11 protein-coding genes and 1 tRNA gene are annotated in these 13,750 nt (G+C 58.9%); 7 read left to right on the top strand and 5 right to left on the bottom strand.

Translation table 11 applies throughout. The annotated features are described in order from the left end of the window. Positions 1-4 precede the first annotated feature (4 nt). On the top strand, positions 5-868 hold the full coding sequence (locus MK6180000_RS00965) for a helix-turn-helix domain-containing protein (RefSeq protein ID WP_138933025.1): 864 nt from the start codon (positions 5-7) through the stop codon (positions 866-868). Here MK6180000_RS00965 and MK6180000_RS00960 read toward each other — a convergent pair. Further along, a complete protein-coding gene (locus MK6180000_RS00960) occupies positions 862-1,905 on the bottom strand; it encodes an aldo/keto reductase (RefSeq protein WP_138933024.1) in 1,044 nt (347 codons plus the stop codon). The two genes, MK6180000_RS00965 and MK6180000_RS00960, sit on opposite strands and share 7 nt — an antisense overlap. 182 nt (positions 1,906-2,087) lie before the next feature. Here MK6180000_RS00960 and MK6180000_RS00955 point away from each other — a divergent pair, with 182 nt between their 5' ends. Beyond that, positions 2,088-3,311: an MFS transporter gene (locus MK6180000_RS00955; RefSeq protein WP_138933023.1), complete on the top strand. Its 1,224-nt coding sequence runs from the start codon at positions 2,088-2,090 to the stop codon at positions 3,309-3,311. 84 nt (positions 3,312-3,395) lie between these two features. Beyond that, positions 3,396-5,114 (top strand): methionine--tRNA ligase, encoded by a 1,719-nt coding sequence (gene metG, locus MK6180000_RS00950; protein ID WP_138933022.1) that lies wholly within the window; start codon positions 3,396-3,398, stop codon positions 5,112-5,114. Positions 5,115-5,215: 101 nt separating this feature from the next. On the opposite strand, the gene tig is transcribed toward metG, so the two are convergent. Then, complete coding sequence (tig, locus tag MK6180000_RS00945) at positions 5,216-6,550, bottom strand: trigger factor (RefSeq protein ID WP_138933021.1); 1,335 nt, start codon at positions 6,548-6,550, stop codon at positions 5,216-5,218. Positions 6,551-7,231: 681 nt separating this feature from the next. On the opposite strand from tig, the gene MK6180000_RS00935 reads away from it, so the two are divergent. Together MK6180000_RS00935 and MK6180000_RS00930 are read left to right on the top strand one after the other, a co-directional pair. Then, entirely contained in the window at positions 7,232-8,329 is a 1,098-nt protein-coding gene (locus tag MK6180000_RS00935; RefSeq protein WP_138933020.1) for a Hint domain-containing protein, read from the top strand. A 157-nt stretch (positions 8,330-8,486) separates the two neighbouring features. Beyond that, the gene (locus MK6180000_RS00930) at positions 8,487-9,140 is read left to right on the top strand and encodes a DUF2461 domain-containing protein (protein ID WP_138933019.1); all 654 of its coding nucleotides are present in this window, start codon (positions 8,487-8,489) and stop codon (positions 9,138-9,140) included. Between the two features lie 203 nt (positions 9,141-9,343). Here the strand turns inward: MK6180000_RS00930 and MK6180000_RS00925 are convergent, their stop codons facing one another. After that, on the bottom strand, positions 9,344-10,525 hold the full coding sequence (locus tag MK6180000_RS00925) for a hypothetical protein (protein WP_138933018.1): 1,182 nt from the start codon (positions 10,523-10,525) through the stop codon (positions 9,344-9,346). Between the two features lie 328 nt (positions 10,526-10,853). On the opposite strand from MK6180000_RS00925, the gene MK6180000_RS00920 reads away from it, so the two are divergent. Further along, complete coding sequence (locus tag MK6180000_RS00920; protein WP_138933017.1) at positions 10,854-11,990, top strand: helix-turn-helix transcriptional regulator; 1,137 nt, start codon at positions 10,854-10,856, stop codon at positions 11,988-11,990. A 41-nt stretch (positions 11,991-12,031) separates the two neighbouring features. Here the strand turns inward: MK6180000_RS00920 and MK6180000_RS00915 are convergent. Next, positions 12,032-12,117: transfer RNA gene (locus tag MK6180000_RS00915), tRNA-Leu, on the bottom strand. A 113-nt stretch (positions 12,118-12,230) separates the two neighbouring features. Here MK6180000_RS00915 and lipB point away from each other — a divergent pair. Continuing rightward, positions 12,231-12,893 (top strand): lipoyl(octanoyl) transferase LipB, encoded by a 663-nt coding sequence (lipB, locus tag MK6180000_RS00910; RefSeq protein ID WP_425466857.1) that lies wholly within the window; start codon positions 12,231-12,233, stop codon positions 12,891-12,893. A gap of 146 nt (positions 12,894-13,039) precedes the next feature. On the opposite strand, the gene MK6180000_RS00905 is transcribed toward lipB, so the two are convergent. Continuing rightward, positions 13,040-13,441 carry a hypothetical protein gene (locus tag MK6180000_RS00905; RefSeq protein ID WP_138933016.1) on the bottom strand — a complete coding sequence of 134 codons (402 nt, stop codon included), beginning with the start codon at positions 13,439-13,441 and terminating at the stop codon, positions 13,040-13,042. Between the last annotated feature and the right edge of the window lie 309 nt (positions 13,442-13,750).

Here is a 13,750-nt window from a genome sequence, read left to right as displayed (position 1 = left end):
ACCAATGATGGCTAAAACTGACAAGCGAGCCCGATCGACGCTATTTCGCTCTCGATTGACCGAAGCGATCGGGATGCGGCGCCTAAGTCAGAGCGCGCTGGCGCGTGCTATTGGCGTAGACCGCTCGACCGTGTCGCAACTGCTATCGGGCGCGGGCGCACGCCTGCCCAATGCGCAGGTCGTGGGCGAATGTGCGCGGGTTCTTGGCATTTCCGCCGATTGGCTGCTGGGGCTGACTGACAGGCCCGAAACGGCGGCGGATATTCTGGCCAATTCGCTATCGCTGACCGAGGCGCCGCGCGCGTTGGTCGATGCGCAGATATTTGAGTGGCACAAGGAGGCTGCGGGCTACAAAATCCGCCACGTTCCCGCCGCCCTACCCGACATGCTGAAAACGCGTGAGATGCTAGAGTGGGAATATGAGCCGCATCTGGGGCGCAGTACCGACCAGGTGATCGGCGCGTCCGAGGATCGGCTGATTTGGATGCGCAGCGCGCAATCGGATTATGAGATCGCCCTACCGCTGTGCGAAATGCAAAGCTTCGCGCGCGGCGAGGGGTATTATCGCGGCCTGCCGCTGGACGTGCGGCGCGCGCAAATTGCGCAGTTGATTGATGTGACCGAGCAGCTCTATCCGCGCCTGCGCCTATCGCTGTTCGACGCGCGTCGCGTTTATTCGGCGCCAGTCACGATATTTGGCCCGCTGCTGGCGGTCGTTTATATCGGGCGAAACTACATGGCCTTTCGCGATACCGAGCGGGTTCAGGCACTCACCGAGCATTTCGATCACTTGCTACGCGAGGCGGCTGTGGCCGACCGCGAGATGCCTGAATATCTGCGCGGTCTGGCTGCCGAGATGCCTCAGTAAGGCATCGGGTTTGCGCGGTGGGCTGTGTCGATCTCGCGCATTATCTCATCGGAAAGAGAGATGTCGGCGGCGCCCAGCGCCACGTCCAGTTGCGCCATAGTGGTGGCGCCAAAGATCGACGAAGCCATAAAGGGCCGTGTCAGCGTCCAGGCCAGCGCCATCTGAGCGGGGTCGAGGCCGTGACGGGCCGCGATATCGAGATAGGCCTGCGCGGCGACAAAGGCGCGGTCGGTGGTGCGCCCGCCCAAATCGCTCACGATTGACATGCGCGAGCCTTTGGGTACTGCGCCGCCCTGATATTTGCCCGTCAAAAGGCCTGCAGCGAGGGGCGAGAAGGCAAGCAGGCCGACATCCTCATTCACGCTAAGCTCGGCCAGATCCGTGTCATAGAGGCGGCATAGCAGCGAATATTCGTTCTGGGCGCTGGCAACGCGAGGCCAGCCATTTGCCTCGGCTATTCGCAGAAATTGGGCAGTGCCCCACGCGCTTTCATTCGACAAACCGAAATGGCCAATAGTGCCGCGTGCCACCTCGCGGCCAAGGGCCTCAAGCGTCTCGTGAATGTTATCCAGCACCTCGGCAGGGTTTTGGCCAGACGGATCGAACGTCCAATTCTGACGAAACATATAGCTGCCGCGATTGGGCCAGTGAAACTGGTAGAGGTCTATGTGATCGGTCTGCAGTCGCTTTAGCGAGCCGGCCACAGCCTCCGGAATGCTTGCCGCTGTGATCGGCGCGCCGCCGCGCACATACTTCATCCCCTCGCCCGAGATTTTGCTGGCGAGGATGACATCGCGGCGTCGACCGCTGGCGGCCAGCCATGTGCCGATGATCTCTTCGGATCTACCTTGCGTCTCGGCGGTCTTGGGGTTTACCGGATACATTTCCGCCGTGTCGATGAAATTGATGCCGCACTCCAGCGCTCGATCAATCTGCGCGTGACCTTCGGCCTCGGTGTTTTGTGTGCCCCACGTCATTGAGCCGAGGCACAGCTCGGACACCATCAGGCCGGTACGGCCAAGCGCGTTCATTTTCATCTATAATTTTCCTTTTGCCTTTGCGGCGCAAACTAACCCGTTGGCGCGCGACGTCACGCGCAAAGTGAAAGGGCGCACCGCGCGAAGATATTAAGTGGCGCAAGGCTTGCGCAGGCTTGGCTTTCACCTGATTGCTGTGCAATCTCGCCGCAGGCTGGGGCGCTGGGCAAGGAAATGCACAAATGCGTATGATGATTTCCTTTGCGGCGCTGTTTCTGTCGGTCATTTTAATGCAACTGGCGTCAGGGGGCCTTGGTCCTTTGGACGCGCTCAGCGGCTTGGCACTCAGCTTTACTACCTCGCAGATTGGCCTTTTGGGATCGGCGCATTTCCTAGGCTTTTTCATCGGATGTTGGTGGGCACCGCGCCTCATGGGCACAGTGGGGCATAGCCGTGCCTTTGCCGCCTTCACAGCCGCAGGCGCGATGTCGTTGATCGCGCATATGGTGGTTATCGACGCATACGCATGGGCCGCGATGCGGATCGCGATGGGGTTGTGCGTGGCCGGCTGCTATACTGTGCTGGAGGCGTGGCTGCAGGCCAAGGTCACGAATGCCACCCGCGGGCGGGCAATGGGCGTCTACCGGCTGGCAGACATGGGCGCATCGCTGGTGGCACAGATGCTGATCTCGGTTTTGGAGCCTGCGTCCTATGTGTCCTACAACCTGCTGGCGCTGATTTGCTGCGCCGCATTGCTGCCCATCACCCTGACGACAGCCGAGCAGCCCGAGACGCCAAACGCGCCGCGCCTACGGCCCGGCCTTGCCATCGCATGTTCGCCCCTGGCGGCGGCTGGCGTAGTAGTTGCAGCGCTTAGCAGCGCGACATTCCGCATGGTCGGGCCGCTCTACGGCCAGCAGGTGGGGCTAGCCATAGAGCAGATCGCATGGTTTTTGGCCGCTTTTGTGCTGGGCGGTGCGCTGGCGCAGTTTCCTGTGGGCTGGCTGGCGGATAAATACGACCGGCGTCATGTGCTGATCGGGCTGTCTATCGCCGCTGTATGCAGCTGCGTCGTAACCGCATGGCTGGGCGCGCTGTCGGCGCAGGGTGTGATGCTAACCGCGTTCTTCTTTGGTCTGACGTCGTTTCCGATTTACTCGGTCTCGGCCGCCCACGCCAACGATTTCGCACGCGATGACCAACGGGTGGAGCTGTCGGCAGCGCTGATGTTTTTCTATGCGTTGGGGGCGATTGCGGCGCCTTTGGCCGCATCAAAACTGATCGAGGCATACGGGCCGTCTGCGATGTTCATCATGATCGCGGCCGCGCATATCGCGTTGGTCATCTTTGGCCTCAGCCGGATGCGAGTCCGCCCGACCCGCGCCGATCGGACCCGCTATGTTTGGAGCCCGCGCACCTCGTTTATCGTCGGGCGCCTGACGCGGGGCTTTCGCGACAAGGGCTAGCGCCCCGATCCTATGTCCCCGATCCTCTGGCCCCGCCGCACCGCTTGCGCTAAAGCGGGCGCAAGTAATCAAGCGAGGCGCGGCATGGCACGGCATCTGATCACATCTGCGATCCCCTATATCAACGGGATCAAGCATCTGGGCAATCTGGTGGGCAGCCAGCTGCCTGCCGACCTGTATGCGCGCTATCTGCGCGGGCGCGGGCATGAGGTGCTGTTTCTATGCGCCACGGATGAGCATGGCACGCCGGCCGAATTGGCGGCCAAAAAGGCGGGCAAGCCGGTAGCTGAGTTTTGCGCCGAGATGCACGGCGTGCAGGCCGAAATCGCGCGCGGCTTTCGCCTCAGCTTTGACCATTTCGGGCGATCCTCCAGCCCGCAAAACCATGCACTGACGCAGCATTTCGCGGGCCGTTTGGCCGATCAGGGCCTGATCCGCGAAGTTAGCGAGAGCCAAGTTTACTCGAACGCCGACGGCAGGTTCCTGCCCGACCGCTATATCGAGGGCACCTGCCCCAACTGCGGCTATGACAAGGCCCGCGGCGATCAATGCGAGAATTGCACCAAACAGCTGGACCCCACGGACCTGATTGAGCCGCGCAGCGCCATCTCAGGCTCCACCGATCTGGAGGTGCGCGAGACCAAGCACCTCTATCTGATGCAGTCGGGAATGCGCGGGCAGCTGAACGACTGGATCGACGAGAAGGCGGATTGGCCCATCCTGACCACCTCCATCGCGCGCAAATGGTTAAACGATGGCGACGGCCTGAAGGATCGCGGCATCACACGGGATCTGGACTGGGGCATTCCTGTGCGTCGCGGCGATGCGCCATGGCCGGGGATGGAAGGCAAGGTTTTCTACGTTTGGTTCGACGCGCCAATCGAATACATCGCCTGCGCCGGGGAATGGGCCGAGGCACATGGCTTGGACGATGCCGCGTGGGAGCGGTGGTGGCGCACCGACAAGGGCGCGGATGATGTCCGTTACACTCAGTTCATGGGCAAGGATAACGTTCCCTTTCATACACTTAGCTTTCCGGCGACGATCCTTGGATCGGGCGAGCCATGGAAGCTGGTCGATTACATCAAGTCGTTCAATTACCTCAATTACGATGGCGGCCAGTTTAGCACGTCGCAGGGACGCGGCGTATTTATGGATCAGGCGTTGGACATCCTGCCGCCCGATTACTGGCGCTGGTGGCTGCTATCGCACGCGCCCGAATCCAGCGATTCGGAGTTCACGTGGGAGAATTTCCAGACATCTGTGAACAAGGATCTGGCAGACGTGCTGGGCAATTTCGTCAGCCGAGTGACCAAGTTCTGCCGCTCAAAATTCGGCGAGGCCGTGCCTGAGGCGGGCGAGTTTGGACCCGATGAGCAGGCACTTATCGAGAGTATCACGACCCGCGTGCGAGCGTACGAGCAGCACATGGAGGCGATGGAAGTGCGCAAATCTGCCGCCGAATTGCGCGGAATTTGGGTGGCTGGCAATGAGTATCTGCAATCGGTCGCGCCTTGGACAACGTTCAAGACCGACCCCGATAAGGCAGCGGCGCAGATCCGTTTGGCGCTAAATCTAATACGGCTTTATGCAGTGCTGAGCGCGCCTTTTGTCCCGGATGCGGCGGCCGATATGTTGGCGGCAATGCAGACCGACGACGACAGTTGGCCGGACGATGTGCCCGCCGCCCTGAATGTACTGAAACCCGGCCATGCGTTTACCGTGCCAGAAGTGGCATTCGCCAAGATCACCGATGAGCAGCGCGAAGACTGGCAGGCGCGGTTTTCAGGCGTGCGCGAGTAGTACGCGCTAAGCCGGACAATTTCAGCGCTGCACGTCAAAGAAAAAAGGAGCGAGCCTTTCGGCCCGCTCCTTCCAATCTAAAATAGCCGGTCGCCTGAAAATCAGGCCTCGTCGTCCAGCTTTTCGATCGCCTCTTGCAGCTCGTCCTTGGTGATCTCTTTTTCAGAAACCTTGGCCTGCTCTGCGACGTAGTCGATGACCTTGTCCTCAAAGATAGGCGCGCGCATTTGCTGCTGCATCTGCTGGTTTTTCTGGATGAACTCAAAGAACTGGCGCTCTTGGCCGGGATACTGGCGGGCCTGCTCCATGATCGCTTGCGTCATTTCCTGGTCAGTCACCTGAATTTCGGCGCGCTGGCCCAGCTCGGCCAGCAAAAGGCCCAGACGCACGCGGCGCTCGGCCAACTTGTTGTGCTCGTCCGTCGTCTCGATCTCGGGATGATCGTGGCCTTGTACGTCAGGATTGTCGTCGTGCCACAGCTGATGCGCGATCTGCTTTGCTTCCTGCTCGACCATCGAGGGTGGCAGCTCAAAGCTGACCATCTTGTCCAGCTCGTCCAGCATCGCGCGCTTCATCACCGCGCGGGCGGCGCCGGCGTACTCGGCCTCCAGCCGCTCGCGGATTTGGCCCTTGAGTGCGTCCAGATCCTCGGCGCCGAACTTGGTGGCCAACTCGTCGTTGATCTCGGCGTCCTTGGGGGCTTTTACGGCTGTGATTTTGCAGGCGAACACGGCCTCTTTACCAGCCAAATGCTCGGCCTGATAGTCATCTGGGAAATTGACGGTAACGTCCTTTTCCTCATCGGCTTTGACGCCAACCAGCTGCTCTTCGAAACCGGGGATAAAGCTGTTGGAGCCCAGAACCAGAGGATAATCCTCAGCCGAGCCACCCTCGAACGCCTCGCCGTCGACCTTACCGACGAAATTCATCGTGATCTGATCGCCATCTTTGGCCTTGGAGCCTTTTTTGCGGTCGTCAAAGTCCTGCGCGGAGGAGGCTAGGTTTTTCAGTGCCTCATCAACTGCGGCATCGTCGGGGACAACCTTCAGACGCTCAAGCTTCAGTTTGCTCAGGTCCAGATCGGGGATCTCGGGCAGCGCCTCGTAGGACATTTCGACCTCGACGTCGTCGCCCTCTTTCCAATCCTCGTTTGTCATCTTCATCGCGGGCTCGGCGGCGGGGCGAACGCCCTTTTCCACAAAATGGGCCTTCATTGCCTCGTCGACGGCCTCTTGCATGGCCTCGCCTGTGACCTTCTGGCCAAAGTTTTTCTTCATCAGCGCAAGCGGCACTTTGCCCTTGCGAAAGCCCTTCATCTCAACGTCGGGCTGCGCTTCTTTCAGCTTGTCCATGACCTTGGCGTCTAGCTCCTGAGCGGTCAGAAGCATTGTGTAGGCGCGCTTTAGGCCTTCGTTCTGGGTCTCGGTGACCTGCATTGTTCGTCCTCATCCATTGCAATCGGGCCGCGGAGGCGTCCGCAGCGGTCAAAATCATGGGCTTTCTATGGCTGTGGCAGGCGGGGTGCAAGTAGAGTCTGCGGCGCGTATCAGGCGCGTCGCAAGGTATTTCGCGCAGCCTCAATGCCAACCAGCGCGAGGCCTGCGACCAGACCCCCAGAACGCCGCGCCGATCCCCATCAGGCTAAGGCCGGACGCAATGACGACAAATGCGACTGCACTCGCTGATGTGGTCTAGGCGAGGTTTACCGGATTGGAGAAGCGAACGGGAGGGGGCGAATACTGTTTGTTGGTCGCGCGGGTTTGCTGAGCGGACAATGCAGCAGATCGCAATTGGTTTCAGCGCCTCTGTGCATCTATCCAAGGGCGCCGCGCGGCCCACGCGCCACATCTGAAGCAACATTTTTGCCGTATCAACAGCGTCCGTCAATCGCAGGCCAAAATCAGCCTGAGAACGGCTTAATGGCCTGCCAACTTCCATGCACAGGCTCTGGCTGATTCTGCCGGTGCCCCAACCCACTGAAAACCCGTGCAAGTAGTTTTGTCTGCGGAAAAGAATCGCAATTATATCATTGTTTCTCGTAGGTTAACTACATTTTGCCATTTCACCAATGCGTTGCTATTATACAACCTGTGATTGATTAGAATCGGGGACTAGCGATGCCAACCACGTTCAATGTGTTCTATTTGGGAAACACCGGCAGCTTTCGGTTGGACCCCACAGAAGGAAACAACACGGTTGAAAACGCGGCCTCGCTCCAAGGTGCGTCAGCCGGCAGCGCCAGCAGTCCGCTTTTCAATCGTATCGTTCAATTTTCGCCCGGATCTACCGGATTTGGGAACGGAAACTCGACCGCGTACGACACCAACAACAATGCCGTCGGCGGAGGCGAGACTTTTCGCATTGATGGTGGGGCGGACCAGACGTTTGATGCGTCTGTGGTCTATAATTCGACCATAACCTACACAGACGGCACAACAGCCTCGATTTCGGCTGTCATTTTTCAGGATACCAACGGAAACGTATACCTCGCGCCAGAGTTTTCAGCCAACGCCGATCAGACCGCGCTTGAGGCAAAGCCCATTCAGTCAATTAGTCTGGGCAATCTGACCCAAAATCCCTTCCAGTCTATTGGCCTGACGGGCGATCGGCAGGCGGGCAATTTTGCTGTCTGCTTTACGCGCGGTACGCGCCTTTTGACGCCGCGCGGCTACGTGGCCATCGAACAGCTTTGTCCCGGCGACTTGCTGACCACCGTCGACAATGGTTCGAGCCCCGTCGAATGGATCGGCAGCACGCAGATGGCTACAGGCGATGCGCTCGACGCGCATAACATGCGGCCCATCCGATTGCGCCGGGGGCATCACGGCCTGACCCGCGACATCATGGTGTCACCGCAGCATTGCGTCGCTGTGGGTGACAATTTCATCAGGGCGCGGCACCTCGCTGAAATCCCCGGTGCGGGCGCGCGTGTGGCGAACGGCGTGTCGCGCGTCGAGTATTTTCACGTTCTGTGTGCGCGCCACGAGGTACTGATCGCTGAGGGGATGCACACCGAAAGTTTCTATCCCGGCCCACTGGCGATGACTGCACTGAGTCCGCTGGCCTCAGCGGAACTGGAGCGTATCTTGCCCGGCCTGTCTTGCGGCGATGAAAGCGCGGCCTCGGCGGCAATCGGACCTACGGCGCGCCCGATTTTGCGCCGCCGCGACGTCCGCAGCGTTTCCCATCACGAGGATCTGGTCGCTATCGCTTGAGTAAATCCGCCCAAACGGATCGGCGGCATGGCGATTTCACCTTTCGGCCCGTCGCGTCGATACAGCTTTTGCATGGATGATGGTCTGAATTAACCCTAAGAGGGTGCTACGGATACGCAGACAGCCCTGCGGCAAGTGCAAAGCAGGAGTTGCGCCCATGGTAGAGCCGGAAACATTCACGTTCCTTGCAGATCTCGCAAAGAACAATCGCAAGGCGTGGATGGACGAGCACCGTGACGCGCGCGACGATGCCATGCGTAATTTCACCGGCATTGCAATGACGCTGCACGACTATGCTGATCGCTTTGATCCATTCGTGGCCGAGGCCGGGATCAAACCAAAGCAAAGCTACACAAAGTTTTTCCAAGAGCCGCGTGATCGCGTTGGCCGTGATCTTTATCGTGCTGACGTGGATGTTTTTGCCAATGCCGGTCATCCGTCCGAGGATTTCGGATACTACCTTCATATTGAGCCGGGAAATTGCTACGCAGGCGCGGCGCTTTTCCATCCGTCCAAGGAGGCGCTGGCACGGTTGAGGCAGCGCCTTGTCGATGATGCGGAGGGCCTGAAAGACCTGCTCACAGACCCGGACTTCAACGAGACTTTCCCCGACGGATTGATCACGCGAAAGACGTTGCGCGCTATGCCAGATGGCTTTGACAGTAGCAATTCTGCGGCGCCCTACCTGAAAATGGTCGGCCTTGGTTGCTGTAGGGACGTGCCTGACGCGTTATTGCTAGATGACGAGGTGATTGATCTACTGATCGAGATTTTTCGCCCCGCGACCCAGCTGGTGCGCTACTTCGACTGAGCGCGCACATGGGAGAGGCTTGCGAAAAGCGCGGTTTCACGAGACATCAAGGTGCGTACCTCAAGCAGTGAGAGGCAGGGAACCAGCCCACCTCGAACCTCCGCTACCTGATCCTTAACAGAGCCGTCATTCCGACTGCGCGCCCTACATCTCGGGTTTCAAAATAGATGCGTCAGCTCTCGGGCGCGTTGCTTAATCCCTATTCAGGGCAGAGGGTCGCTTTCACCGGGTCTTGCCCCACCCGTGCAGACCTCATCCGTTGCAGGCGTGTCGCAGGTGCAGACATCGTTCTGCTCGGCGCAGATATACTTGGTTGTCTGCGTGCAATCTAATCCACCCACTCGGTATCCAATGACCTTTGTGTGGGAAATTGGACAAGACGCCAGAGGAAGAATTATTTGCAGGGCGACAACGGGAGCGGTGCCGAGATAGCCGGCCAGCGAATAGGGACCCGGCTCCGGCGGATAATCAGGGTCGTAGCGGCCGGGATTTTCCATGCAATCGTCATAGACGGATTGGCTATAGTAGCCGGTCAATTCCGACGCTAAATCGTGAAAAAAATCGCAATATGGCACTTCCTTGGTCCCGCTGACAAAGCCCGCACTGAAAGTGATTCTGTCGAACATTGGCGTGGCGCCGCAGACAAGATCGACCGCCGATCCGCTGAGAGGCGCAGTTCTTTTGTCGAAACGGTCCTGCTCCCCTTGGCACATTTCCTTTTTCGTCTGCGTGTCGCCAGACGCCTCGTAGACGATGTATGACTCCTCGTCCGAACCCAAAACTACACCTTGCGGATCGACGATCTCGTAGGCGTGGCCCTGTTGATCGACACCGGCGCGGTGCTCATCGGGGACAGGCGGCGTCCATTGCTGGAAAGCTAGGAACCGCTCGGTTGCCAGCGGCTTCCATCCGTCCCCGTCTGGAAAAAGCAGTTCATAAATGCCGGTCGTATCTGGCACCTCCCAGATATTTTCGCCATGAAACGCCAGATTCAGGTTGTCGATCGAAAGACTGCGGGAAATGCGCGCGCGTAGCACCGCCGTCTCCCCACCGAAACAGTCGTTGTTGGTGTGTCCGACCGGATTGGTCCTGTTTTCGGGCTTGCCCTCCACGGATCCTGTGCGCGCCGATGCCGCCTTACTGCCTCTCCGCGCGCTATGCTTGAACGGCCGAGAGGGGTCGCGCGTGATCGGTCCGGCGCGGGGATCATCCAAGTCGATCTCTATCTCCACACAATTTTCGGAACTGATCACGTAGACGAACTCCTCTTCCTCGTCGTCCATGACGGACATCAGCAAGCAATCGTCAATTCCGGCGCACCCGCGCCACTCCATCAACTCGACTCCCGCAGCGCTGGCAATCGAGGCGGCCCGGTCGTCAGTCATGGGCACGCCGTCAAAACGTGCAGGGCGCTCCAGCCCGTACTCATTTGGCCGAATGGTTCCGCGGTCAGGATACTGTTCGTTTGTTTGACGGGCCCTGTTCTGCGCCTGAGAAGCGGAAGCTGCTAGGACAATAAGCAGGGCGGTTTGGAAGTAGCGTTTCATTTCCCTTATCCTCGATCGTAGTGTGATTGCCGTCGGAACACGAGGGCGGTGCAACTGACTGATTGTACTCTCACACTCATCACGCGGCGTCAGACGTTCGTCTGATAACCGATGCCTGAATCGCTCCGAACGTGGTATCCTGAGCCTCCGGAGGGAGGCGATTCCCATGGACAATAGTTCCGCCTGGCGGGTGGTGGACCACATCTACGATGCGGCTGCGACAGGGGCAGGCTGGGAGGCCCTCCTTAACGACATTGCCGACGTCGTCCACGCGGACAACGCATGGCTGGTCTTTGCCGCGCCCTCGCTCGGGATGAACTCTGTTGTGGCTCCGCGCGCTGACCCCGATGTCATCTTGAGCTACCAGAAACACTGGTGGAAGAAGGACGTGACGCTAGACATGTCACTCCGGTCTCCTGTCGGGGCGATCACAAGCCTCAAGAACACCGGCCGGGCGCATTTCGCGGCCTCTGAGTTCTACAATGATTTCTGGCGGAGTTCAGGACAGGCTACCGAACGCCTTGCCGCGAATCTGATTGTCGAACGGGGCGCGCTGGTCAGTTTCGGCCTGCAGCCATCTCGGAACAACGATTGCATAGATTCCGACGTGGCAAAGAGTTTCGGCCTAATCCTGCCGCATCTCGTACGATCCGTTCAAATCCGCTGCGCTATCAGGAGGGTCGAGTTGCAGCGCGAGCTTGCACGGTCGAAAGCGTCCTCCGGCGCGCTTCTGGTGGACGTGGAGGCCGGAGTCGTTCTGGTAGACGACCGGGCCCGTGACGTAATCACAAGAAGTAGCAGCATTCGGATCGACCGCGGCTGCATAGCGTTAAGTACCGAGCATGAAACGGCGCGCCTTAAATATCTGATCTCGACCTGCCGCGAGACTGGCGCAAGCAAGGTCAGAGGCGGGCGAATACAGCATGTCAGCAAGGAAGGCGGCAGCAGCCTCTTGATTGAGATCATACCATTTCGGGAGGACGGCTTGGGCGCTGGGCCGGAATTTGCAAAGTATCCGGCTCCGGTCGCAATGCTCTTGCTTGCCGATCCTGCGCAACGGCATCGGGAAATCCGAGCAATTCTGCAGCATGAGTTCGGACTCACCTCGGCGGAGGCGACGGTCACGATTGAGTTGATGCGCGGAGACACACGCGCAGAAGTCGCCTCTCGCGTCGGCGTCACGTTGGCGACTGTTCGCACACACATGATGCACATCTTTGCAAAGGTCGGGGTCACCAGTCGCGCGGCGCTCATTCGTCAGATGATGCAAGTTGGCGTCGAGAACGACCCGACAGCGCCCTGATCCGGTTCTGTCTCAAACTCATATGCCTGCTGACGAAAAATTGGTGCGGTCGAGAGGACTCGAACCTCCACGGGTTTAACCCCACAGCGACCTCAACGCTGCGCGTCTACCATTCCGCCACGACCGCACTGTCATGGTATGACGCCGCGTTTAGCGCCTTGAGATAGGTTTGTGAAGTCCAAATTCTGGCGCGGCGAAAAGTCGGGTGATGCCTTCTTTTCTAGGACGCAGCACCAGTGTATCACGCAGCCCATGGTAGAATGGATCATATCGCCCGGCCTGACGGATTACGACACGGCCCTCGCCGCGATGGAGGCGCGTGTGGCAGATATCGTTGCAGGCACCGCGCCTGAACTGATTTGGCTGCTGGAGCATCCGCCGCTCTATACTTCTGGCACCTCGGCCAAGGTCGAGGATCTTATCGATCCGCACCGCTTTCCTGTGCATGAGGCGCGGCGCGGCGGACAATATACCTATCACGGCCCGGGCCAACGCGTTGTTTATGTCATGCTGGATGTGGGCGCGCGGGGACGCGACGTACGTGCCTTTGTGCGCCAGCTAGAGGACTGGGTGATCGCCGTTCTGGACGAATTCAACGTTAAGGGTAAGTTGCGGAATGGGCGGGTCGGTGTGTGGGTGACGCGCGACGACAAACCACTTACGCCAACCGGTGATCCACCAGAAGAGAAGATCGCCGCCATCGGCGTGCGACTGCGCAAATGGGTCAGCTTTCACGGAATTTCGATCAACGTCGAGCCGGATCTGGAGCATTTCAGCGGCATCGTGCCCTGCGGCATAACGCAGCACGGCGTAACCAGCCTGGTCGATCTGGGCCTACCCGTGACGATGAACGATGTCGATGTCGCGCTGCGGCGCCGTTTTGATAATATCTTCTCAGAATGACCTAAGAAAAAGGCACGGTCCAACTTCGGACGAACAGACATAAAAACGCCCGCGCCCCAATAAGGGACGCGGGCACATTAACCTTGGTGACGCCTAAAACTCTTTAACACATGTAGGGTAGAAAACTGGCGCCTAAGGTATCTCTATTATTCGACTTTGTTCTCTTCCGAAGGGTGACGAACGTCTTTCATCATCAGGTCGTCGCCACCTTTGCAGTGCTCAATCATCGCGTTCATGTACTCTTCGTCGTCACCGCGAGCCATGTCCTGCTGACCTTCTTGGCCGGAATCGCTGTTCATTTCGGTGTTTTCTGAATCGGACATCGCGACATTGGCACCCTCTTCGGTTCCGTCTTCGCCGGTTGCTTCGTCACGCGCCTGCTCGCGCCCGCCATCGGGGCCTTGCATTTCCATCATAGCTGACTTTTGGCCGTCGGCGTCCATTGCGTTGAAGTCACCGCATGTCATGTCGGCGTATGCGCCGGTCGACAGAAGTGTGCCCAGTGTCAGGGCTGCGGCTGCGGTGCTCAGTTTACGGAAATTTGTCATAGTATCCTCCCAAAAAGTTGTCGAACAACACGTTCCTGCAAAAGCGCAGGTTATCGCGTCGCTTGGGGTCACAACACGGATCCTGACAATTTAGTTCCGCCGCCAGTCATCTTTTTTACAATTTTTGCGACATAGCGATCAGCGAACGGAGGAGTGCAGTCCCGTCAGAGGCGCTGGCGATGGCCTATCGGCCCGGTAGCGCCGGATAGGGAGCCCAAGTAGAGGGGGGGGTGCGACAATTTTATTTGCCGCATGCGCCACTCGGGCGTTGCCCGAACCTGCCCGGCACACTAAAACCTCGTAGGCAGA

The sequence above is a fragment of the Roseovarius arcticus genome (genome assembly GCF_006125015.1).
GTDB classification, from domain to species: Bacteria; Pseudomonadota; Alphaproteobacteria; order Rhodobacterales; family Rhodobacteraceae; genus Roseovarius; species Roseovarius arcticus.
The sequence above is the reverse complement of the archived record's forward strand: the minus strand, read 5'-3'. Positions and strand labels throughout refer to the sequence as shown.

Excerpts from the sequence above, each read along its gene's own strand:
- MK6180000_RS00965 (WP_138933025.1), top strand. The coding sequence starts at position 5 with ATGATGGCTAAAACTGACAAGCGAGCCCGATCGACGCTATTTCGCTCT.
- MK6180000_RS00960 (WP_138933024.1), bottom strand. The coding sequence starts at position 1,905 with ATGAAAATGAACGCGCTTGGCCGTACCGGCCTGATGGTGTCCGAGCTG.
- MK6180000_RS00955 (WP_138933023.1), top strand. The coding sequence starts at position 2,088 with ATGCGTATGATGATTTCCTTTGCGGCGCTGTTTCTGTCGGTCATTTTA.
- metG (WP_138933022.1), top strand. The coding sequence starts at position 3,396 with ATGGCACGGCATCTGATCACATCTGCGATCCCCTATATCAACGGGATC.
- tig (WP_138933021.1), bottom strand. The coding sequence starts at position 6,550 with ATGCAGGTCACCGAGACCCAGAACGAAGGCCTAAAGCGCGCCTACACA.
- MK6180000_RS00935 (WP_138933020.1), top strand. The coding sequence starts at position 7,232 with ATGCCAACCACGTTCAATGTGTTCTATTTGGGAAACACCGGCAGCTTT.
- MK6180000_RS00930 (WP_138933019.1), top strand. The coding sequence starts at position 8,487 with ATGGTAGAGCCGGAAACATTCACGTTCCTTGCAGATCTCGCAAAGAAC.
- MK6180000_RS00925 (WP_138933018.1), bottom strand. The coding sequence starts at position 10,525 with ATGACTGACGACCGGGCCGCCTCGATTGCCAGCGCTGCGGGAGTCGAG.
- MK6180000_RS00920 (WP_138933017.1), top strand. The coding sequence starts at position 10,854 with ATGGACAATAGTTCCGCCTGGCGGGTGGTGGACCACATCTACGATGCG.
- MK6180000_RS00905 (WP_138933016.1), bottom strand. The coding sequence starts at position 13,441 with ATGACAAATTTCCGTAAACTGAGCACCGCAGCCGCAGCCCTGACACTG.